A 20,766-nucleotide genomic window follows, 5' to 3' on the forward strand; every position below is an offset into this window, starting at 1 on the left:
ACCTGGGTGGCTTTTCGCATCTGTAATAATCTTTTGCCGAACAACACATCATAACTAGGAGGAAAAGGAAAGTACTTAGGAGGAACTTAGGAGCCAACTATGAAAAAACCGATTGAAATGATCACTCACCCTCCATTCAACCCCATTCACGATAAAGTTTATCAACCATTGGAATTGCTTAAACACTTTGACCCGGACAATGCGCTGAGTGTAACGGCTACGCCCGATTTTCAGAACTATGTATATTTTCAGCAACAAGGACGTACTACCATCTTGGACCCTTACGCTGCGATGATGGAAGCGTTACATGACGCTTCAGTTGTGCGGGGAATGAATGCATTCCTGGCAGCGGAGGTGCAGACAGGGCGGCGTCCTGTCGGAATCATGGGAGGGACCCGGGAGCCACGTGGCAGCAAGACATATCGCGAGATTGCGCGAATTGCTCAGTTGCTTTCTGAATCCGGCTTTATCGTCGCCAGCGGCGGCGGCCCGGGCTGTATGGAGGCAGCCCATCTTGGTGCACTTTACGCGGGACGTTCCGCAGACTCGCTTACTTCCGCCATTGATAGATTGGCAGATGGATCATTTACCGAATTGCCGCAGAACATGGAGAATGTCCTCGTTAAAGAAAAAGAAGGGACGACGTGGGCAATCGATGAAGATATTGCACGTGAACTTCACGCATGGATGCTTCCCGCTTGGAAAATTGCTAAAGAGCTGGAGGGTCAACTCACACCAATCAATTACAGTTTGGCAGTGCCGACTTGGCATTTCGGTCATGAACCTTTTACGCCGCTTACGACCCATGTTGCGAAATATTTTCTTAATAGCATAAGGGAGGATGTCCTCCTGACGCTGGCTTCATGCGGTATCGTTTTTTCTGAAGGGCGGGGAGGCACAATCCAGGAAGTGTTTCAGCGGGCGGAACAAATCTATTACCGCGACAAGAAAAATAACGCTCCGATTACCTCAATGGTGTTCCTTGACAGCAAATTTTGGACACTGCCAGAAGCCCCAGATGGCAAGGTCCACATGCCAGTAACGGATTTACTTCAGCAACTCTTCGTTGGTACGAAGAACATGACAATGAGGGAATACAACCGCTATGTTCGCTTTGTCGATGATGTTGATGAAGTAGTGAACATCATTATTGAAAATGCGCCGTCTGATGACCAGGTGGTGCAAAAACTCACCAAGATCGGCATCAACTGTATCGACCCTGAGCTCATGGCCTGAAGGGCTAAACACTTTTATTGTAGAAGAAGCCGCTCTCTCCTGATTGGAGGGATCGGCTTTTTTATTACAACGGATCAAGTTTTAGTTCAGAAACACAAGCTATGCAGTATATATAATGAATGACTCACGTATAAGGAGGGGAGATGAGTAAGAGGAACTACCGTGTCAACTGTACGTTAATTTCTTAGATCGATAAAATTTAGAAGAGGTGATTGGTTTGTCACAAGCGAACATCCCGAACATTACACCTACGATTAGTCTCACAATTGACCAGACGGTAGCCTTACTGTTAGGCTCCATAGCACTTGAAGAGCTGGCCCTCGCCCATATCATAAATGCTGAGGCAGAGAAGATCCAATTCGTACTGGGAACACTAAAGCCTGGTGTCACCTCACATGCTACCTTAGCTGATTTGTTGGCAATTGATAATAGTGTTCGCAAGACGCTACAGGAAGTGGTCCGAAAAGAAGTTCTGCTACAGCAGAAGTTGGAAGGGGTTTTACCGCTTGTGCCTGTAGTTTAAAAATAAATTATGAATGAACGTGGTAGGGATACTGATGCGGACTAGTCCCTACCACGTTTTTTATGACTTCATTTTTGGAAAAGCTCATGGATAAAATACCCTGTACATATACATCATTGTACATTAGGAAAACAGGTTCTACTCTTCAAGTCAACAGAAAGGGGTAAAACCTCGCAAGAAGCTATACGCACGGTAAGAATACTGTTAAGGACTATATCGAATAGAGAGGAATGAACAAGATGAGTATGCCGAATGTTCCGGATATCAAGCCGGAGATCGTTCTGAAGAGACCGGAGGTTGTTAATCTTCTCCTCACTTCTATCGCTCTGGAGGAGATCAGCCTGTCACATATTGTGAATGCGGAAGCAGAGAAGCTGCAGAAGGTGATCCAGGAGCATTGCTTCAGTCTGCAAGATGCGCTTGCAATCAATGACAGTGCCGAGCGGACATTAAGGACGGTAATCAAGAATCAGATGCTGCTGCATTTCAAGCTGGAAGATGTAGTGAGGTTGGAGGAACAGCGTGTGTTTATAGAGGAATTCATCGAAGAATAATAAAGTTTTTTGAATTTTCAGTTCAGTTGATCAAGCCATGCAGCATATAAAAATTAACAGAACGAAGAGGAAGAGCAATACTGCTCACTACAGTATTATCTTCCTGTCGTTAGTAATGAAGTTTCACCAAAAAAATGAATGAGGTGATTAGTTTGTCACAAGCGAACATCCCGAACATTACACCTACGATTAGTCTCACAATTAACCAGACGGTAGCCTTACTGTTAGGCTCCATAGCACTTGAAGAGCTGGCCCTCGCCCACATCATTAATGCTGAGGCAGAGAAGATCCAATTCGTACTGGGAACATTGGGGCCTGGTCTTACCCCGCCAGCTACGTTATCTAATCTGTTGACCATTGATGATAGTGTGCGTAAAACACTACAAGAAGTTGTGCGTAAGGAAATTCTACTGCTGCAGAAACTGGAAGGCGTCGTGCCGCTTGTGCCAGTAACTACGACAACACCTTAAAAGTCAGAAAAGTGGATTGGAAGAGCGTGATGAGTGCTGATGAGAATCAGACCCGCCACGCTTTTTTTTTATGATTTTTTTCGGAAAAGCTCATGGATGGAACGACTCGTACATAGATATGATTGTATAATACCCGCCCGGCTTAGTAACCATCATATGCAGATGCAGCCGTTTCGTGCATCCGGCATCATGACGGGAGTGATAGTAGCAGAAAGGGATGAACAAGATGAGTATGCCGAATATTCCGGATATTAAGCCTGAGATTATTTTAAATAGGCCCGAGGTTATCAATCTTCTCCTTACGTCCATTGCTCTGGAGGAGATCAGTCTGTCACACATTGTCAATGCAGAAGCAGAGAAGCTGCAGAAAGTGATTCAAGAGCACTGTTTCAGCCTGCAAGATGCACTTCAGATTAATGACAGTGCCGAACGGACATTAAGGACGGTAATCAAGAATCAGATACTGCTGCATTTCAAGCTGGAAGATGTGGTGAGGCTGGAAGAACAGGTTGTGTGTGTGAAGGAGTGCATGGAAGAATAGGGGTGAAGGAGGAGAAGCATGGAGATCAAAGGAATCACGTCAATCCGCTCTGTTCCTGCAAAGGACGAAGCTGTATCTCATCTGATTGAATCCATTGCATCCGAAGAAAAAGCCCTATCAAGACTGCTGGAGACGAAAGCGGAGCAGATCCGTGTCTTCTCCAAGCAAAATCAGGACCAGAAGAGCAGTTCTACAGCAGCAGATACCATTCAATTCAACAAATCGATTACCCAGTTCATGGACTCTGTTGTGATGTCTGAATGGATGCTGCTCAAAAAGCTGGAGACTGTGCTTCAACTGGATCAGGAAAAATGGAAAGGTTATTCTCAGGAAAAAAGCCGTAAAGAACTGAGAAATTTAGAGGATATGCAAGATATATATTGGGAAGACGGGTGTATTTTCGATGATGATTGGAAGTAGCATGCAAGGTGGAGCAGAAGGACAACAAATCGGGTAAGAAAAGGGTGGAGACTGTGAAGAATAAACCCGGGCTGAACGATCATAATTCTCTTAAGCAAATGACAGCCTCCGTCGTTCACATTTGCACTGGAATCATAGATAGAACAAGAGCAGGCACAGATAAAGAATATAGGCAGCTTGAATTTCAGATGATGAACATGTTTCACACACTCGTTCAGCTTCATATTCAAGCGAAGCGAAAGCAGATTGCCATGGATTATATGGATGCAACCGCTGGATTGAGCGATTACAGGGATGATCAGCTTAGCGGCTCTGCCCTTGAGCATACCCACTTGCCTGAGCTTTACACCTTTATGGAAAAGCTGCAGCAAAAGCCGTTACAGAACTCGTATTGTATGGAGCGTGTGTTCGAGAACCTTGACTATTTGTCCACATGCTACGCTCCTCAACCAGACGTGCATGAACAGCCACAAGCGCAAGTAGAAGCTCTCATTGAAGAGCAGACGGCAATTCAAGCAAAAGATCAAATAGAGCCTCAGACAGAAGCGCATATCGAAACACAGATCCGGTCTATTCATGAGGAGCCTGGGGATAATCAACAGATAGCGGACAAAAACTCTCCGGACCCTCAAGCGCCTCAAGAAGAGGATGATCTGAAGAATACCCAAGCTAAAGTGTTCAATAATCTGCGCATTGGAGTGAAAGAGAAGAGCAGGAACACAGCTTCTCCCTCTAATCGTGGAAAGCGTTCTCCAGCTATGCATCCTCCGGAAATTTTTGGTGAAATCAGTATTAGCATCGGCCAGACTCGTTACATTCGTTATCTAAAATCTTTCTAACGGAAGGTAAGGAAGAATAGGAGATGGAGGAAGATCAAGATGATGATCAAAGAAAACGAATCAGCCACACCTGTTCCTCCAATGAACGAAGCCATAACTCATCTGATCGAATCCATTGCATCTGAAGAAAATGCACTTTCCAGTCTCTTGGAGACGGAAGCCGGGCATATCCGCGCTTTCTGTGAAGATAAACTTGGTGAGGGCGGATCAACGGCAGGAGAAATTATCCAGTTCAACCATTCAGTTATCCAGTTTATGGACTCGTTCATGATGGCCGAATGGCTGCTGCTCAAAAAACTTGATACTGCTCTACAATTGGATCAGGGGGATAAGAATGTTGCTTCGGGACTTTACGAGGCACAGAACCGCAAACGCGATAATGTGAATGAAAAACATAAAGGGGACTACATGGAGTGGGATTATTGGGACCTTAACGACGGTTGGTAGTCTTAAAAAGGGAATGACAAATGTTCTGCATTTTATCATCCTGCCATAGAATCGCGCTTATTAGCTGTATTCGGCAGAGGTCAATTAGTGGAGCAGATAAGAGCGAGCTTATCTATTTATTGGCTTTCAATGCGGCTTCGTAGGACTTTGTGCTGTGGCTCGACTAGGGGATGAGATCAGGGTGATCGAACGACGGAAGTTCAGTAGCGTGCCATACATACACGATGCAGATCATGTATATACTGCTCTATAATTGAGCTTCTCCTGTGGGAGGGGCTTTTTGCCTTTTGCCGAGTATTTTGTCACCTAAATTCTTGAACAGCATAGTATAACTGAGAAGAATGAAGGTAATAAGGGAGGGTGACGTTGGTGTCACAAGCGAATATTCCGAATATTACGCCAAGTATTACCGTAACAAGACAAGATGCGTTGAATCTGTTGTTGGCGTCAATTGCGATCGAAGAACTGGGTCTGGGTCACGTTATTAATGCCGAGGCTGAGAAAATCCAATATGCGATAGGTACTTTGCCGGGTCTCAGCGTTCCGGCAACCATCGACGATTTGCTTGCGATTAATAGTAGCGTAAAAAGTACAATGACGGAGCTTATCAAGAAAGAGCTACTGCTGGCTACCAAATTGGATAGCGTTCTTGCAGCACCATCGCTTCTCGGCCCGACAGGGGCAACAGGCCCAACAGGGCCAGCAGGCGGACCCGTTGGTCCTACAGGGCTAACGGGCGCTACGGGCACAACAGGCGCTACGGGCACAACAGGCGCTACGGGTGTAACTGGAGCTACAGGAGCTACAGGAGCTACTGGGGCTACTGGGGCTACTGGGGCTACTGGGGCTTCTGGAGTTACTGGGGCCACCGGACCAACAGGACCAACAGGACCAACGGGACCAACGGGAGCTACTGGAGCTACTGGAGCTACTGGAGCTACCGGAGATACTGGGACTACAGGAGCTACTGGGGCCACCGGACCAACAGGACCAACGGGAGCTACCGGAGCTAGTGGTGCTACTGGGGCTACTGGGGCTACAGGCTTGACAGGCGTTACAGGTCCAACTGGAACTTTTTCTGGTGTCCACGGTTCATTTACAAATGTCACTACCATCGGACCGTTTATCCCTTCCGGTGTCATGACTTCTGGAACTATTATTCCTGTGACTGGTGCAAGTGCAGCACCTATAAACACTCCTGGAGCATTTACATTAAATCTAGATGGTTCCGTTACCGTAAATGTAGCTGGTATTTATGAAGTATCAGCAATGGTCAATCTCGCTGCAGAAAATTCTGGAACTTTTGGAATACAGGTCAATGGGGGAGGGATAGCAGTACCGTTTTTAAATTCTTTTGGTAATGCAGGAAACATAAACGGAACAACGCAACTTAATCTAACTAATATTCTTAGTCTAGCAGCAGGAGACCATGTTTCAATTGGTTTAATCTCTAGTAACTTACCGACAGTAACCCTATCATTTGCACCAAATGGTATAAGTGGTTCTAATGCGTCTTCACTAACATTTGTACAGATAGGGTAATCTTCAATCCATACTGACGCCTGAAGAAGTCGCACTCGTTGTCCAATCGGTTGGCTATGTGGACACGGCTCGAAAATTCACGGTTTACCACTTTGTATGTCTCTCTCAATAGAGCTTTACTGAGAGCCTTTGTGTTTGCTTATTCGAACTTGTCAACGAGTGTGGAAGAGGCTACGAACCATTTCGCCGTGGTGTAGTCCTCATCCTCACTCGTTTTTTCTTTGTTTAATTCAAAGAGTACAACAGTAAGAAAACTACAACAAACATTATCGCCTTGCGTTTACTTTTTTGGTCGCGTATAAGGATGTTTGACCGATGCCAACCCACTCGGAGGAGGCGGGTATCCCGGCAATAACAAGAGCCAGTTCATCGGGTATTATGAATTCGAGCCCGTCAGCCGATTCTCACGAAAATTAACCCTTATTAAGCTATACCAGCTAATAGCTTGTCAAGATTACCAGCAAAACAACTCGAGGACTTGTGTTATATTGATTAATAAGCATGCCAAACAACCCTCCAATTCGAGTTATATTGGAAGGTTATACCATCATTGTTTTGTTATGCTGGACGGAATGATTTCTTACTTTTTAAAATGGCATACAACCAATGAACTAACTTATTTGCACACGCCACTAGAGCCACCTTGTGAGGTTTTCCTTCAGCTCTTTTGCGTTCGTAAAACTCTTTTATCCGCGTGTTGCGAGAGCGGATCAGGCCACACTGTACCGCCATTACAAGTGCGTATCTAAGCTGCCTGGAACCACGTTTGGTGATTCGATTACGTGTCGCTGTAAATTTTCCTGAAGCAAAAACGCTGGGGTCTATTCCTGTAAAGGCAACCAGTTTCTTTGGATGATCAAACCTGTCGACTTCTCCAATTTCCGCTAAAATTGTTGCAGCAATTTTAGGACCAATACCGGGAATCGACTGGATTAAATCATACTCTTCAATCTTAGAAGCCAGGGCATCTATGGTCTGTTCCAACTCAGAAAGATGCTCTTGGTACTGAAGGATAAGGCTGATCAAGATCTTAAGATTAATTAAGTGGCTCTCATACATCGTTTGCTGAAATGGGTTTCGCTTTGCAGCTTCCATCAACCGTTGAACTCGTTCATTAATCCACCTCTCTGATCGTCCACGTTTTGAAGTTAGAAGAGCATTGATTTTGATTTTAAGCGTCTCTTCACTGACTTGTAGGACAGAGGATGAAGTCGGAAACTCAAGTAAGAAGCGAAGGGATGCGTTAGAATACATAGCCCCGAAAACACCTTTGTACGCCGGGAAAACCTGATCCAGAACGGCTTGGAATTGCAGCTTCGTCTGCACGCACATCTTAGAGAAGGACTCGTGTTGTCGCGTCAGATAACGCATATTAAGCAGTTGCACACCTCTTTTTTTGAATGGTTCGAATTCCTCCCTATAGTAAAGTTCACCCAGAAGATAAGCGTCAGCAGCATCCGTTTTCACTTTACGAAGATTGGTTTTGCGAAGTCGATTAGAAATGAGCGGATTGATAACGATAAATAAATAGTGATGTTCCTCTAGAAATTGAACAACAGGGCTTTGATAGTGCCCGGTTGCTTCCAGAATCATTGTAGGTCGATGCCCCGATTCATGTTCAATGTCATGAATAACTTGAAGCAATATCTCGAGACCATCCCGTGTATGTTCGAAATGGAATACCCCTCGGTATGGTTTTCCTCGATCTAAGAAAGCTTGTCCGTGGCTTTCTTCTTTAGAAATGTCTAGTCCTATAACAGGGTTCATTTTATCTCTCCTTGAAATAGATTTACCAGTAGCCCCCTATGAATCTCCTTGTCGCTCCACAGCATCGCATGTGATACGGGATCTTTGTCCCAACTAGCCTCAATCATGGTCATGACAAGTAGGGTGAACATTATAGCGCTCGGGATCAAGTCCCACGGGCAGGTACGTTCGCCCCGGCTACCCTAATCCTCGAAGCAAATTCAAAAAGGATCAACCAGAAAGAAATGGTTGATCTCATAATACGAACGGGCAGGATAGTTCAATCGTTTCTCGAATATACTTTGGGTTGGATAATTTTATAAAATTTGCGAAATTAACATATCCATTAGATACATAAATCTTATAAGTGCGGGTGATTCGTTTGAAGCAAGGACTCATTGTGTTGATGAACGGAACTTCAAGTTCAGGGAAGACAACCTACAAGAGAAGTAGATGACCAAGTTGTGGCACGAATAACTTTTGATCCCTTAAACTCACTGTACTATTCGAAAATTAAAAGATGAATCCAATAGAATGTGCCGAAAAAATATTAAGTTTTATTAAGTCCAATAAGGAGTACTCAGCATTTAAGAAATTAAGTAAAAGAAACGTTAGTGTTTCCTAGATGCAGAATAGTTGAATATACACAGCGGCAGCCGGTCATGATAATCATCCGAGGAAAGAAAAAAGAATCCTTGGCGAGAGAAGACTACTCCTTTGTGTCTGCTTCATTTTTATGGAGGTTACAAAATGATACGAGAAATTGAAGAGCAATTCACTGAAGAGATCCTTACCGAAGCAATAAAGCGATTTAACATTAATAGTGATACTGTTCGTTTATTGGGCGGTTATGAAAGCTTTGTTTATGAATATCAGAAAGACAATGCATTTTTCATATTAAAAATCACACATACAATTAGAAGATCAATAAATTATATACGGGGTGAAATTGAATTTCTAAATTATTTGTCGAATAAAGATCTGGCAGTTTCAAAAGCTATTCTATCGGCCGAGGGTAATATGGTTGAAGAAATTACTGCAGAAAAAGGTTCGTTCCTAGCCATTTCATATGAAAAGTCTCTTGGAAAAGAAGTGTCGGATGAAGATTGGAATGAATCGCTTTACGAAAAATGGGGAGAATTTCTTGGGAAAATCCATCATGCCACAAAGGGTTATGATTGGAGTAAGCCGGCGTTTAAACGACAAGCTTGGGAGCAAGAAGTTCAATTAAAGGTAGATAAATACCTGCCACCTGATGATGTAATGATACCAATTCTTAAAGAGAGATTAACAAAACTTACTCCTCTGCCTAAGTCCAAAGATACATACGGTTTGACTCATACTGATTTTCATCAAAGTAATTTTTATCTGCATAACGGAGACATTTATTTGTTCGATTTCGATGATTGCGGTTATACGTATTTCGTAAACGATATTGGGATTACATTGTATTATGCACTTTTTTATCCGTTTAAAGAATTTGAAAATAAAACGGAATATTTTAGGTTGTTTTTCCACCATTTTATGAAAGGATATCTAAAGGAAAATACAATCCAAGAAGAAGAAATAGCATATTTACAAGATTCTATTAAACTTCGTCATATATTGCTGTATGTTTATATTCATCAAGCAAACGATGTGTCAAATTTGGATGAAGAATCAATGAACAGGTTAAAAGAGCTGCAACGAGTAGCCGCTTCTGATGACCCTATGCTGCCGATTGATTTTGTTCAAGAATTTAAAAGCATTTATAATAGCATTCATTAACCTGGGAGCATCTCATTTTGCTAACGTAGGGGCTGATTTGCGAAGGGCAACCGTTTTCAGCCCAATAAGCCGCTGATCCGTGAGGAATTGGCGAGTATGCTCGCTGCTGTAATCGAACAGGAAAAGGGTAAAGGAGCGGGACGAGGCCTGATATCTTACAACGAACAATCAGACCAACAAAATGCTACAATTGTCGGGTGATAAGAACATTATCTCATTAATTGCCGCGTAAATTGCGGCATTTTATAATACAGGGGTTGAGATTCTGAAGCCGATTTCCTGTAAGTTAAGGAAATCGGCTTTTACTAATTTAGGTATTTATTTTCCTAGCTTTCATCTATGAGCATTTTGCTTAAGCTCCTCAAGCTAGTTCGTACTCTTTTTTTACTCTATGTCTGCACTGAATTACCAAATTACCATCTCGGATCCAGGAGACTTATAAAATAACTAAAAATATCTTAAGCATCAAATTTAATCTCTTTGAGCAATACGATAGTCTATACTAATATCACCACCATCAGGCGTTGGTACAGCTTTAAATTTATATTCTCTACTTAAGGAACCAACTGGAGCACTAATGTGGCCACTCTTACCTGGTGCGAGAGTTCTTTTCTGATCACCATTAATTGAGATTCTCACGCTTACATTCCCAGTATTTTTAATCCAGAAGTTCACTTTTGCCCCATTACTCTTTTTTAATGGGAATGAATCCTGAAATTCAGTTCCTGAAGAACTGCCACTTTTAGCTGCATAATCTTTCGACGAACTTTTAGTCGACTCCGCAAAAGCAGGTATATTACTTGTCCCAGCAATTAGACAAACTACCAGAGCAGATGATACTACTCCTTTGAAAACGGACTTAAGATTCACGATCAAGCACTCCTTATTAAATTTATTTGTAGCTATCCCGCCTTGAGATAGTTACTTTTTAAAATTACATGTCTGTACATTCCTATGTCCGTAGAGGTAGTGCCGTAACGGAGTGCCTCTATTTGTGCTGTCTGTCAAATAAGATCGAAACAGGCTAAACAGTTACAATTTTAATCCTATCAACAGAAATCCTCTTCTGTAATATTTTTGTATTCATTCATATTATATATTAGATATAATAATATAGTAAAAAAATACCAGGCTGAACTTTTTTAGATCTGGATTTTGCAAAATTCGATTCCGGCTACTGATTGAGAAGAAATCTATTCTAGTTAGCAAGTGAGCAAACAGGAGAAAAGATAACTTTATAGTAGGAGTGTGAGATATGAAAAAAACATTATTGGTTTGTATTATGATAATGCTGATGCTAGCAACGGCTTGTGGAAATGTTGAAACGACATCAAATCCAAATACTTCTAGTGAGCCTAAACCTGAAACGGAAGAGTCTATTATTCCAAAAAACACATCCGATTGTCTTAATGCAGAACTTATAAATTTGGATAGCGAAACTGAGAAATATTTCTATGGAACTTGGAAAGTTGAGAAGCATTTAGGATTTGCAAATTCATATAATGATGCTTCTGAATATCCAACAGGGCAAAAATTTATTGGAGATGAAATTATAATCAAAAAAGACTTTTTTTCATCAAAAGGGCTTAAAAACTATAGTAATTATCAATATGAACTAAAAAATCCACTATATGAGATCACAGCGACATGCTATAACTCTGACTCTTTTTATAGATTATACAAAATAGATATCCCAGACTTAAATATAAATGATGAAGTAAAAGCAATAATTATAAGTGACCCTTCTACAAAAATGAGCATACCTGTAGGTTTAAGCTTTTTAGCTGTTAATAATGATAGGCTTATCTTGTTATCAGAGGCAACTATTTTTGAGCTTAAAAAAATTACTGATTAAATGAATTAAGGTTATGTAATGAGCGCTGTGCTAATAGAGCGGTAATCTATTTACATGGGACACGAGTCAGACAATCGTTCACCGGCGCGCCCGATAGCTGACCACATCTGATTATTGTAGGATTACATTTAGCACGACACTGCTGCTAGCTAACCAGATCCGAATCCGCATATTGTTATATCGGAAGAGGAAAGGGGGAGGATATCCGGCATTCTACCAGTTCCAGTATTCTTGTCCCTGACAGATAATTAGACGATCTAACCATTCGGTAAAGGTAAGCGGAATTGGAATGGCGTCTTCAATATGATCCATTGCGTCTAAAAAGAACAGATATGGTGTTTCTCCCTGCTGACATTTCACAGAATCAATGCATATTGCTCCAATCCGATGATCTGTCCAAGCAATTGGATAACAAATGGACGGGATCTGCTCGTATGTCTTGGATATTAGTAATATTTGTTCTAGACTCAATAGTTCAGTTCCCCCACCATAGTAGGGATGCTGAAATAAAACTGCCCCGTTATGTTTCAAAAGAAATTGCTTATAATCCTCTGGAAAGTGCCAATCATTATCCTGTAAGAACTTATTAACTTCTATCGCACTTACTGGATCTTTCCAGGTGCATTCCAAAGGCCCCTCACCAAGCCCTGGAATAAGTCGTTGGAAAGTGTGATCGGGAGAAGCATTCCGTTTAAGGAATTCTATCAGATCCAATACATTTGAACCCATACAAAATCCCACCCTCGTTACAATGAATAGCTCAGCCACCATGCTCCACAATGGAATAAAATTAGACATAGTGTCTTGTCCATTATACTTGAGTGGACGCATATGGTGAATCTGTACATCAGTCCATTTAAATTTAGTTGGTTTACCCCAGTTCTTTTCATAATATTCTATGAAGTCATCTCGATAATACCAGACTAATAAGAGGGATATTTAACCCCTTATTTATTAAGGAGCATTGGATCACTGATTACGCGAGATTCGGGTACCGGCGGTGTGCCCAGCTCCTGCAGCTCCGAGCACCTGGTTGCTTCCCGACGAAGCCGGGAAAAGATCGACGCCGGTGAGGTAGTCAAGCAAAGCGGGCTGCTTGCACTTAGTCGGTCTTTAGAGTAGGAGCGTTTGAAGTCGATCGAACAGAACCCATATGGAGCTTGAGGGAAGAGAGCGTCAGCAAATCGGGTTATCTGGAAATATCTTCATCCCGAGTACTACGAGCTCTATTTGCTAACTTTTACTGCTTCCAGGTCCCCTTTGAAATGTTTGAAGAGAATATAGTTGCAGGGGACAAGCGGAAAAGAGAAGAGGTGGTTTCATATGAATAGAGCATTGCCGGAAGTCCAAATTTGCTGCAGTGACTGCTCTGCAACACTAGAGCTACACGTGAGTTATATAAGTGCATTCTAATAAAATGCTGAACCCAAAGTCATATCCATGACTTAGGCTCAGCATTTTAAAGCTGTCTCAAACCCGTTAAACCGGGCAGTTATTTACAAGCATGGAGTCTATTCGGATTCAGAACGAGGAAATCACCGGGCAGCTCGGACAGCTTGGCAACCAGTTCATCCATACCGGACTCCAGTTTGAATTCCATTTCCTCCCGGTAAAGCGGAACCAAGAAATAAACCTGAACCTGATTGCCATCTTTCGTATGGACTGTGCTGACCTCTTCCGGCAGAGCAAACAGGATCACGCCAGACAGCTCAGTGTTTGGCGCATATGGCTCGTAATCCTCCGTGTTGGGAATGGTATGCCCGTATCCAAGCCACGTCTGATACATATGCGGGAACCGAGCAAGCATCTTCATCAGCCGGATCGGCCAGTAGTTCTCCTCCGCTTCAAAATCCTTTTGCGTAAGCGGCCAGTCCGCCGGCAAAAACATCATCAGCTCCGTGCGTTCAAGATGCTTGTACTCATGTCTGAAATCAGTTCATGGAACACGCCGGTTTCCCGGTTTGGAAAGACTTTATTAAAATGTTCGTTTAATTCTTCCATGTACAAAATTCCGGAGGGAGGCGTAAGCTGTCGCTCATCCGGAGCGTCATAGCCGTAAATTGTGGTGCCGTCTTCCGATTTACCTATTTCTTTGCCGCCAAACAGTTTTTTGAAAAAGTTCATGTCTTTGCGCTCCTCTGTAAGGGTTTTGAATTTACGAGCGAAATAAAGAATGCTGCGATTAAATTCCTGATTCTAGGAGGTTTGAAACCCCACTTGAAAGTATAACAAAAGGCATAGCCCCGGAGCGATGGGTCTGTCATCGGTAGATCACTCATCCCAATGAGAAGACTCGTTCTATTTCTTCACGCATCGCTTGACGGTTTTGTAGAAGGGCCGAATGGTGAAATGGACATTGGTTGGGTTTCCTACGATGCTGATTTGGAAAAACATTCGAAAGAAATTCTGAGTACTGCCGACACTGTCATTTGGGGACGTGGGACTTATCAGATGATGCACAGTTACTGGCCATCTGTGCCTTCGAACCCATCAGCTTCGCAGCATGAACGGAATCATGCCGAGTGGATCGAAAAGACAGCCAAAATCGTTTTTTCCACGACGCTGGAGAAAGTCGAATGGAATAATTCAAGACTCGTGAAAGAAGATGTCGAGGAAGAGATCAATAACCTCAAACAGCAGCCAGGCAAGGATATAGTCATCCTCGGCAGTCCTAGGTTTGCACACCACCTTATGCAGCTTGATTTAATTGATGAGTATAAAATTACGGTTTCTCCCGTCCTGATCGGTAAGGGATTGCCGTTATTCCAAGGTCTCAAAGAGAAGATTAATCTTAAACTAATCGAAAACAAGACCTTTGATTCTGGAGCCATAGGTCTCGTTTACCAAACGGTAAGATGACCTTGTCACTTAAGGTGATTACGCTTACGGGGAACGTTAGTGGAACGACAACAGCGGCAGTCTAAGACTTTGTTTTCATCAAACAGTGGGGAGCAGCAGAGGGCGGAGTACCAGCACAAACTAGTGAGCATGAGTAACCTAGATAAAGAAGGATGGGAGATTGGGATACCAAAAATAAAAAGGATATGGCCTCTCAATACGACATACTAAAGACAAAGAGACTAACCAAAGACATCAAAGGGATTATACCCTTTACTTTGGTAGGTCTCTATTTGTTTTGACAGTTCGTTGAATGAGATCGAACCGGCGGTGGCGGCGCTTGCTTTGGACACCGAAGCCATTTAGGAATCAAAAAGGGATATGACTTTCGAACATGTGATAGTCCATCCGCAATTCGGCGGATTAAATGTGCTCGAATGGTTGAGAAAGGAGCCGGTTCCCCAGGCGGATAACGTACCCGCCCCTCGGAAAGGTTAAAGCAGAGATTGGTAGATGAAGAAAGGCATATTTATTTTGAAAGCTGAATGGAACCAATTAATTCATTCAATTCGGACTGTAACTGCAGATGGAGGTTCTCTACGATTGAAAAATCTGTGGCCGCAACATAGTAGGCCTTAATTTTAGAATCGATGGCTTCGGCCTCCGCTAGATGTGAGGTGGCCTCTTTCATTTTTGCCGAGTAGCGTGCTTTGATACCGGCTATTTCGGCAGCATGGGCTTCATCTGTTCCAGGAGCTATAGCCCATGCATACATATCTAGGATCTCATCCCCGTCCTGATCTGGAAAGTATTCATGAGGAGCTGTACTGTCGAAGATAGCTGTTCCAAGTCTCGGGAATATCAGCATATCAAGACTGTTCGGATCAAAGCCGCAATGAAACACCTGGACTTCGATTCCTTTTGTTTCGGCAGCGGAGGCAAGCTTTTTCAGCAGAGTCGATTTGCCAGATCCCGCCCTTCCTTTAATGAAAATCCGTCTTTCCAGCTGAGCCGTCAAGCTTTGAATAAAATCGAAAGCCCCCCTCGGAGTCGCGGCTCCGAAAAACAAGTGACGCGGAGCCGTTGGCGAGTCGCTTTCATGTTCGGCGTATAATTCTTGAATCAAATCCTGCGCAATCTGATCGGCCTTTGAGAAATCCATGTTTTCGATATAAATTTTTTCCCATTCGTCATGAATCCGCAATGCTGTTGCGAACGTTTCATACGTTTTTGAATAGGTCCTCTCAAGCTTGCCTCTAAGATCCTCTATCGTTATGTTGTGTTCCGGTAAAATAAGACTATTATCCAACGCTTCCCCGAAATGAACATAGATGATTTCACAGGCTCCGATATCAGAAATCCCCTTACAGACTTGCCCGTCGACAATACCAACCTTCAATTCCGTTAAAATAATGCCATCCAGTTCTTCGGGACGGAGAGGGGAGTGGAAGCATTGCACATGCAAGCCTTTATCCAGCAGACTATCCGCCAAACTTTGAATGACCGTCGATTTCCCCGTACCTTCGGGCCCTGTAAGGACGAATATCTTGTTTAGCCCATCAAATGCGGATTTATACAAGAAATGAGCTCCGCGTGCAGTGTTGCCTCGGGCAAAATAGTGAGATGATTTTAATGCCAACCTGAAACACTCCTTTGTGCCTATTCCGATTCGCAAAGATTACAGAATAAGCATGATTGGGATAAGTGCCTATTCAATTGTATATTCTGTATTGTAAAAAATGGTGTTCGTCCTCTCCCATTTTTTCGTTATTTGTTGACGGGACTACAGAAGATCCATTTTCACCCGGTATGATAACACCGGTTGTTTTTGTTAGACATGCACTCTGGCGGGAACGACCGTTGAATCAACCAGCGACACTTAATCTACTACTTTACTTTCTTTGTTCAATGATGGCTGAAGAGGGGGCTTACTGCTTCAATTTTTAGGTTGCGATTATTTAGCACATGATGGATTCGGATGTGACGCTGCAGCGTCGTCGATGCAGGTAAAATAAAACCCAATTCGGTAAGAGTAACAAAACAAAATGTATGGTCATTGGATTAGGCTTTGGAAATACCTGAAGCCGATGCTTATACAGATTCAGTCAAAGCAGACATCGTCGAAGCTAAGAAGCTAAACATTTCAGACGTGCCATTCTTCGTGTTTAATAACAAATACACCCTGTCAGGTACTCAGCCTGAGGAGGTTTTCTTAAATGTGTTGAACTCGGTCTGGGATGAAGAGAAGAAGCTTCAAGAATAGGAAGAAAAGAATGTGTCAGATGGTGATAATAGCTGCATTGACGGAGTTTGTAATGTGTAGTATTAGTCATCAATTCGTAGACGTCCTGAATCTGTTAATATAAAAATACTGTAAGAGCAAAAGAGCTTATATCCAACAGTGTAGTTGTTAGAAGAATATAAACCTGCCGGATTCATTTGAACTCGGCAGGTTTATTTAAATGCACAAATTTAACAATGAATAATCATTATAAAATTTCTACATACCAATAAATACATTTCTACTTGCGGGGCCCCAATTCGCCCCCATATAACCTGTCATTCCCTCAAGGCTAACAAAACAGGGTAGTACGGTATACAAAACACCTGACACTGCATTAACCCTAAACGTGATATGAAATCTCATATTTGAGTTATCAATTGGTGTAATCTGGGCCATATCTGGACGTATTGAGTTGGAAGACATGAGGGCATCACTCATTCCCACAGTTGCAATACCTGAAGGAGTTTCCATAGTACTCCTAATCCAGTAGTTTGAAATATGCGTTGCTGATCCTAAATCTGTCCGCTGATCATACGTAATTAGAATTTGATTTGCTGCACTCTGTGTTGCTTCCAAAAGAATTGGATGAGACATCATCTGGCGTTCATTTAGGGTATAAATCATTAATAATGACCTCCTTAAGTTAAATTACTCCACAACCTATACATTTTATGATCATTAAATTACTCATATTCCATTAAGTAAGCCATTAGAGTTAACTAGAGGAAAGGGGAGAACTACTGTACATAGCTTTTTACGCCAGCGTGCTGAAATTAAAAATGTGAAATATGGGAATCTAATGGGGTGAGGGTAAAACCTCGACAAATCGATTAAATCGTTATGTTATGATAGCCGACATAGATGACAGTTCATCATTATGTAAAGTAATATTTGAATGATTGTCTGTTGTCGTTGTGCTCATTAACAGTTTACCGGGCGGCAGCAGGGTTGGGGAACCCTGATCTGTACGTCGCTGGAAGGGGGAGTAGGGGGACAACTGGGGAAGTGGCTATCGCCCAAGCCAACGCCAGCATGCTGACATATACATAAAAAGAAGCACTCATATGAAAATGCAGATACGAATGTATACTCAGAAAGAGGATGAAGCATATGGCGGAGATTCCCAACTTTCCCCAAAGGCTTATGGATGAGCATGCCCGATGGCATATGAGCCATATGAATCGGGACGTGCGTCCGGGCGATGGCATTTCGTTCCTTCGGTTTCATCGAAGTTTTTTGAGAAAAGCCCTGCGATGGTATAAGGCCCAAGGGCTCAATCTCCAAAGAGTGACACCATGGTCTCGGATCCCATCGGCTGTCAAAGCCAACCCCGGCTGGGACAGCCAGCTACAGGAAGCCGAGGACCGTATCGTGGAGAGTATGGGCTCGTTCAAGTCCTCGGATGAACTGGGCCGGTTCCTGCTGACGTCCTCGCTCCACGACTCCATTCATGTCCTCGGCTCGGAGGTTTACGGAGACCCAGATTTCGGAGTCATCCATAGATCCCCTCGAAGCACCCTGTTCTATCGCTGGCATGGCCTGATCGAACGATGGTGGAGGAAGTACCAGCAGTTGAACAAGAGCAAAAAGACACAGACCAAAAAGACAAAAACCAAGAAGAAACAGACCAAGAAGCCTGCTCGGTGAGCGGGCTTCTTGGTCTGTTTAGCGGGCAGTGCAAATTGTCATTGAGAAGGTCGGGCCGGACGGGAGCGTGATAGACATGAATACTTTATCATCGTTGGGAAATCTCGTCTGAACATCGATCGAGTCTTTAAGCTCCCTCGGGAAACGATAGTTGAATGTACACCGATGCAGTCGGCATGTGATCATCCAGTGAAGTACACCAAAACACAATAATCAAGGAGCAAGATCCACGGAGATCTTGCTCCTTGATCTACATTTAGGGAAAGAAAAATGAATCTTGGCTGCGACGAAGACTCAAATGTGGGATAAACTTCATAAGAAGAAAAACAACTTAGTTAAAGACTGAACGTTTTTATCGTTCCGATATTCGAAGCAATGATGTAGCCCGAAGTGGAGGACGATTTGGATATGAGCTGCTTACTAATGCAATAACTGATGACATCAAATTGTTATTGGAAGAATATGTTATTATAAGTAAGGGAAAACGGGTATATAAAGATACATTGGAGTGGATTCAAGAACAATGGTCATATTATACAAAGAAGCATGATTATTGAAAACAGCTCCAATTGAGTTGTTTTTTATGGCCAGAATAGGGGCTTTGTCGAAAATGGACAAGAACATGGTACTATTGCAGATTTGATAATCATCGAATATGTGGGGTGGGAATTCATACCACATAAAAGTACAATTTGCTTGCAACGCCGATTCAGTGATTAATCCCTTAGGTTAACTCATTTAGCGTGGTCGTTCTAGTCTGTACTCGTTTTCATTATATTTAGAGGTGCTGAGGAAACTGTGTTCCTGAGGAACATAAGAGGGAAAGTTATGATGTGATAATACAAGCTTCATTGCCAGATGGAGTCGACACGTTCTGGGAGCTGTACAAAAGAATTCTGATGTAAAAAAGAAAGCTGCTGGCCCGATGCATTTAGCTGTATCAGGCCGATGGCTTAATTCTTGTGCTGCCATTGCCTCCAGAAACAAACTTTGGTTGATTAATAGCAATATCGGCTACAAAATATAAGAAATCCACACGATAAAAAAGGTTGCTATTAAATGCACTTATTGGCTGCGATAATAAGCTATCATTAGGCTGGGATTGAGTAGAGAAGATCTGTTCTACACGATTGGTATCGGTGTCAACTGAATAAAGAACGGTCTCTGATCCAATAATTTCTGCATCATTATAGGAATTCAAAAGACTATCAAAATCGACGTTTGACTCTGAAAGATCATCCGCTTCTTCAGACGATAATATTTTGTCTTGAACCAATTGTTCAAACTCAGATTGAAGAAAGGTCGACAACGTAAATTCAGAAGATAGTACCAATACCAATTAGGTAATTATTTCAAAGGGGCACATAGAGACAGTATTACGATTAGAAGTTTAACTAAATAAAGTTTCACTCTATATCAAAAAAATCAAGTGTCATTTTGGCCATTTCTTCTTTAGATTCCGTACAACCGCGTATAATCCACTTTTTTAGTATGCTCCATAACCCCGCAGCCATCATCGTTCTCCTATAATCTTTTTCTAATTCGCTATGATACTCTCCCTGAGTTCCTATGATATGTTCCATGGCTTCCAAGTAAATAACATATTGATCATTAAGAAGTCCAAATAATTGATTTTGAATTAAAATGTGCAGAAAAACTTTATGTTTTTCCCAAAATGTGAAATAGGCAAGGGGCATTTCATGAGGGCCTACGTTCTGATCACTAATATAATCTAAAAAGTCTTGAAACATCAAATCAATAATTGCGACGAGTACAGCTTCCTTGGATGTGAAGTTGCGGTAGAAGGTTTTTCTAACAAGTTCGGCTTTATCACAAATCTCTGTAATCGTGATATTGCTATAGGGTTTCTCCTGTAAAAGTTCAATTAAAGCATCGCATAACCATTTCTTTGATCGTTGCGCAATAGGATTAACGCGAGTAGACATGTCACAAATCACCTCTAATGTGTAACCTCTGTCACACTTATTGACTGCTTCATAGACATCCAATTATAATCTAATTCAACAAGTTACACAAGTGTGACATTTATGTATAGA

At 42.4% G+C, this 20,766-nt stretch carries 23 protein-coding genes; 14 read left to right on the forward strand and 9 right to left on the reverse strand.

Translation table 11 applies throughout. The features are described 5' to 3' along the window. The first annotated feature begins 99 nt into the window (after positions 1–99). The 9 genes from ACFORK_RS10265 to ACFORK_RS10305 all read left to right on the forward strand — a co-directional run bounded on the left by ACFORK_RS10265 (position 100) and on the right by ACFORK_RS10305 (position 6,572). Positions 100–1,236 carry a hypothetical protein gene (locus ACFORK_RS10265; protein ID WP_379198302.1) on the forward strand — a complete coding sequence of 379 codons (1,137 nt, stop codon included), beginning with the start codon at positions 100–102 and terminating at the stop codon, positions 1,234–1,236. A 217-nt stretch (positions 1,237–1,453) separates the two neighbouring features. After that, positions 1,454–1,759: an alpha-helical endospore appendage domain-containing protein gene (locus tag ACFORK_RS10270; protein WP_379198304.1), complete on the forward strand. Its 306-nt coding sequence runs from the start codon at positions 1,454–1,456 to the stop codon at positions 1,757–1,759. 239 nt (positions 1,760–1,998) lie between these two features. Further along, entirely contained in the window at positions 1,999–2,313 is a 315-nt protein-coding gene (locus ACFORK_RS10275) for an alpha-helical endospore appendage domain-containing protein (protein WP_379198306.1), read from the forward strand. Between the two features lie 152 nt (positions 2,314–2,465). After that, positions 2,466–2,783, forward strand: coding sequence for an alpha-helical endospore appendage domain-containing protein (locus ACFORK_RS10280; protein ID WP_379198308.1), 318 nt, complete (start codon positions 2,466–2,468; stop codon positions 2,781–2,783). Between the two features lie 226 nt (positions 2,784–3,009). Next, positions 3,010–3,324 carry an alpha-helical endospore appendage domain-containing protein gene (locus tag ACFORK_RS10285; protein WP_379198310.1) on the forward strand — a complete coding sequence of 105 codons (315 nt, stop codon included), beginning with the start codon at positions 3,010–3,012 and terminating at the stop codon, positions 3,322–3,324. An 18-nt stretch (positions 3,325–3,342) separates the two neighbouring features. Then, on the forward strand, positions 3,343–3,744 hold the full coding sequence (locus tag ACFORK_RS10290) for an alpha-helical endospore appendage domain-containing protein (protein WP_379198312.1): 402 nt from the start codon (positions 3,343–3,345) through the stop codon (positions 3,742–3,744). Further along, complete coding sequence (locus ACFORK_RS10295; protein ID WP_379198314.1) at positions 3,735–4,583, forward strand: hypothetical protein; 849 nt, start codon at positions 3,735–3,737, stop codon at positions 4,581–4,583. The genes ACFORK_RS10290 and ACFORK_RS10295 overlap by 10 nt, the downstream gene beginning before the upstream one ends. A gap of 39 nt (positions 4,584–4,622) precedes the next feature. After that, the gene (locus ACFORK_RS10300) at positions 4,623–5,030 is read left to right on the forward strand and encodes an alpha-helical endospore appendage domain-containing protein (protein WP_379198316.1); all 408 of its coding nucleotides are present in this window, start codon (positions 4,623–4,625) and stop codon (positions 5,028–5,030) included. Between the two features lie 369 nt (positions 5,031–5,399). Beyond that, entirely contained in the window at positions 5,400–6,572 is a 1,173-nt protein-coding gene (locus ACFORK_RS10305; protein ID WP_379198318.1) for an alpha-helical endospore appendage domain-containing protein, read from the forward strand. Between the two features lie 558 nt (positions 6,573–7,130). Here ACFORK_RS10305 and ACFORK_RS10310 read toward each other — a convergent pair. Next, positions 7,131–8,339, reverse strand: coding sequence for an IS110 family RNA-guided transposase (locus ACFORK_RS10310; protein ID WP_379198320.1), 1,209 nt, complete (start codon positions 8,337–8,339; stop codon positions 7,131–7,133). 729 nt (positions 8,340–9,068) lie between these two features. Between ACFORK_RS10310 and ACFORK_RS10315 the strand changes: the two genes are divergently transcribed. Then, positions 9,069–10,085: a phosphotransferase enzyme family protein gene (locus ACFORK_RS10315; RefSeq protein ID WP_379198322.1), complete on the forward strand. Its 1,017-nt coding sequence runs from the start codon at positions 9,069–9,071 to the stop codon at positions 10,083–10,085. 471 nt (positions 10,086–10,556) lie between these two features. Here ACFORK_RS10315 and ACFORK_RS10320 read toward each other — a convergent pair whose 3' ends face one another. Further along, positions 10,557–10,955: a hypothetical protein gene (locus tag ACFORK_RS10320; protein WP_379198324.1), complete on the reverse strand. Its 399-nt coding sequence runs from the start codon at positions 10,953–10,955 to the stop codon at positions 10,557–10,559. 385 nt (positions 10,956–11,340) lie between these two features. Here ACFORK_RS10320 and ACFORK_RS10325 point away from each other — a divergent pair, with 385 nt between their 5' ends. Then, the gene (locus ACFORK_RS10325) at positions 11,341–11,940 is read left to right on the forward strand and encodes a hypothetical protein (protein ID WP_379198326.1); all 600 of its coding nucleotides are present in this window, start codon (positions 11,341–11,343) and stop codon (positions 11,938–11,940) included. Positions 11,941–12,153: 213 nt separating this feature from the next. On the opposite strand, the gene ACFORK_RS10330 is transcribed toward ACFORK_RS10325, so the two are convergent. From ACFORK_RS10330 to ACFORK_RS10340, 3 genes are all read right to left on the reverse strand, one after another. Then, positions 12,154–12,669 (reverse strand): SMI1/KNR4 family protein, encoded by a 516-nt coding sequence (locus ACFORK_RS10330; RefSeq protein ID WP_379198329.1) that lies wholly within the window; start codon positions 12,667–12,669, stop codon positions 12,154–12,156. A gap of 763 nt (positions 12,670–13,432) precedes the next feature. After that, on the reverse strand, positions 13,433–13,831 hold the full coding sequence (locus ACFORK_RS10335; RefSeq protein WP_379198331.1) for a suppressor of fused domain protein: 399 nt from the start codon (positions 13,829–13,831) through the stop codon (positions 13,433–13,435). Next, entirely contained in the window at positions 13,831–14,064 is a 234-nt protein-coding gene (locus ACFORK_RS10340) for a hypothetical protein (RefSeq protein WP_379198333.1), read from the reverse strand. The genes ACFORK_RS10335 and ACFORK_RS10340 overlap by 1 nt, the downstream gene beginning before the upstream one ends. 159 nt (positions 14,065–14,223) lie before the next feature. On the opposite strand from ACFORK_RS10340, the gene ACFORK_RS10345 reads away from it, so the two are divergent. Next, entirely contained in the window at positions 14,224–14,799 is a 576-nt protein-coding gene (locus ACFORK_RS10345) for a dihydrofolate reductase family protein (RefSeq protein ID WP_379198335.1), read from the forward strand. 508 nt (positions 14,800–15,307) lie between these two features. On the opposite strand, the gene ACFORK_RS10350 is transcribed toward ACFORK_RS10345, so the two are convergent. Continuing rightward, on the reverse strand, positions 15,308–16,417 hold the full coding sequence (locus ACFORK_RS10350; protein ID WP_379198337.1) for a PRK06851 family protein: 1,110 nt from the start codon (positions 16,415–16,417) through the stop codon (positions 15,308–15,310). Positions 16,418–16,846: 429 nt separating this feature from the next. Between ACFORK_RS10350 and ACFORK_RS10355 the strand changes: the two genes are divergently transcribed. After that, the gene (locus tag ACFORK_RS10355) at positions 16,847–17,041 is read left to right on the forward strand and encodes a DsbA family oxidoreductase (RefSeq protein WP_379198339.1); all 195 of its coding nucleotides are present in this window, start codon (positions 16,847–16,849) and stop codon (positions 17,039–17,041) included. Positions 17,042–17,278: 237 nt separating this feature from the next. On the opposite strand, the gene ACFORK_RS10360 is transcribed toward ACFORK_RS10355, so the two are convergent. After that, positions 17,279–17,686, reverse strand: coding sequence for a hypothetical protein (locus ACFORK_RS10360; protein ID WP_379198341.1), 408 nt, complete (start codon positions 17,684–17,686; stop codon positions 17,279–17,281). Positions 17,687–18,238: 552 nt separating this feature from the next. Here ACFORK_RS10360 and ACFORK_RS10365 point away from each other — a divergent pair. Next, a complete protein-coding gene (locus ACFORK_RS10365) occupies positions 18,239–18,709 on the forward strand; it encodes a hypothetical protein (RefSeq protein ID WP_379198343.1) in 471 nt (156 codons plus the stop codon). Positions 18,710–19,649: 940 nt separating this feature from the next. Here ACFORK_RS10365 and ACFORK_RS10370 read toward each other — a convergent pair. Together ACFORK_RS10370 and ACFORK_RS10375 are read right to left on the reverse strand one after the other, a co-directional pair. Continuing rightward, positions 19,650–20,048, reverse strand: a complete 399-nt coding sequence (locus tag ACFORK_RS10370) for a hypothetical protein (RefSeq protein ID WP_379198345.1) — start codon at positions 20,046–20,048, stop codon at positions 19,650–19,652. 67 nt (positions 20,049–20,115) lie between these two features. Then, on the reverse strand, positions 20,116–20,655 hold the full coding sequence (locus ACFORK_RS10375; protein WP_379198347.1) for a TetR/AcrR family transcriptional regulator: 540 nt from the start codon (positions 20,653–20,655) through the stop codon (positions 20,116–20,118). Between the last annotated feature and the right edge of the window lie 111 nt (positions 20,656–20,766).

It is taken from the genome of Paenibacillus sp. GCM10012306, assembly GCF_042649265.1.
Lineage (GTDB): Bacteria > Bacillota > Bacilli > Paenibacillales > Paenibacillaceae > Paenibacillus_AQ.

Excerpts from the sequence above, each read along its gene's own strand:
- ACFORK_RS10265 (WP_379198302.1), top strand. The coding sequence starts at position 100 with ATGAAAAAACCGATTGAAATGATCACTCACCCTCCATTCAACCCCATT.
- ACFORK_RS10275 (WP_379198306.1), top strand. The coding sequence starts at position 1,999 with ATGAGTATGCCGAATGTTCCGGATATCAAGCCGGAGATCGTTCTGAAG.
- ACFORK_RS10285 (WP_379198310.1), top strand. The coding sequence starts at position 3,010 with ATGAGTATGCCGAATATTCCGGATATTAAGCCTGAGATTATTTTAAAT.
- ACFORK_RS10290 (WP_379198312.1), top strand. The coding sequence starts at position 3,343 with ATGGAGATCAAAGGAATCACGTCAATCCGCTCTGTTCCTGCAAAGGAC.
- ACFORK_RS10300 (WP_379198316.1), top strand. The coding sequence starts at position 4,623 with ATGATGATCAAAGAAAACGAATCAGCCACACCTGTTCCTCCAATGAAC.
- ACFORK_RS10310 (WP_379198320.1), bottom strand. The coding sequence starts at position 8,339 with ATGAACCCTGTTATAGGACTAGACATTTCTAAAGAAGAAAGCCACGGA.
- ACFORK_RS10315 (WP_379198322.1), top strand. The coding sequence starts at position 9,069 with ATGATACGAGAAATTGAAGAGCAATTCACTGAAGAGATCCTTACCGAA.
- ACFORK_RS10325 (WP_379198326.1), top strand. The coding sequence starts at position 11,341 with ATGAAAAAAACATTATTGGTTTGTATTATGATAATGCTGATGCTAGCA.
- ACFORK_RS10330 (WP_379198329.1), bottom strand. The coding sequence starts at position 12,669 with ATGGGTTCAAATGTATTGGATCTGATAGAATTCCTTAAACGGAATGCT.
- ACFORK_RS10335 (WP_379198331.1), bottom strand. The coding sequence starts at position 13,831 with ATGATGTTTTTGCCGGCGGACTGGCCGCTTACGCAAAAGGATTTTGAA.
- ACFORK_RS10340 (WP_379198333.1), bottom strand. The coding sequence starts at position 14,064 with ATGAACTTTTTCAAAAAACTGTTTGGCGGCAAAGAAATAGGTAAATCG.
- ACFORK_RS10345 (WP_379198335.1), top strand. The coding sequence starts at position 14,224 with ATGAGAAGACTCGTTCTATTTCTTCACGCATCGCTTGACGGTTTTGTA.
- ACFORK_RS10360 (WP_379198341.1), bottom strand. The coding sequence starts at position 17,686 with ATGATTTATACCCTAAATGAACGCCAGATGATGTCTCATCCAATTCTT.
- ACFORK_RS10365 (WP_379198343.1), top strand. The coding sequence starts at position 18,239 with ATGAATCGGGACGTGCGTCCGGGCGATGGCATTTCGTTCCTTCGGTTT.
- ACFORK_RS10375 (WP_379198347.1), bottom strand. The coding sequence starts at position 20,655 with ATGTCTACTCGCGTTAATCCTATTGCGCAACGATCAAAGAAATGGTTA.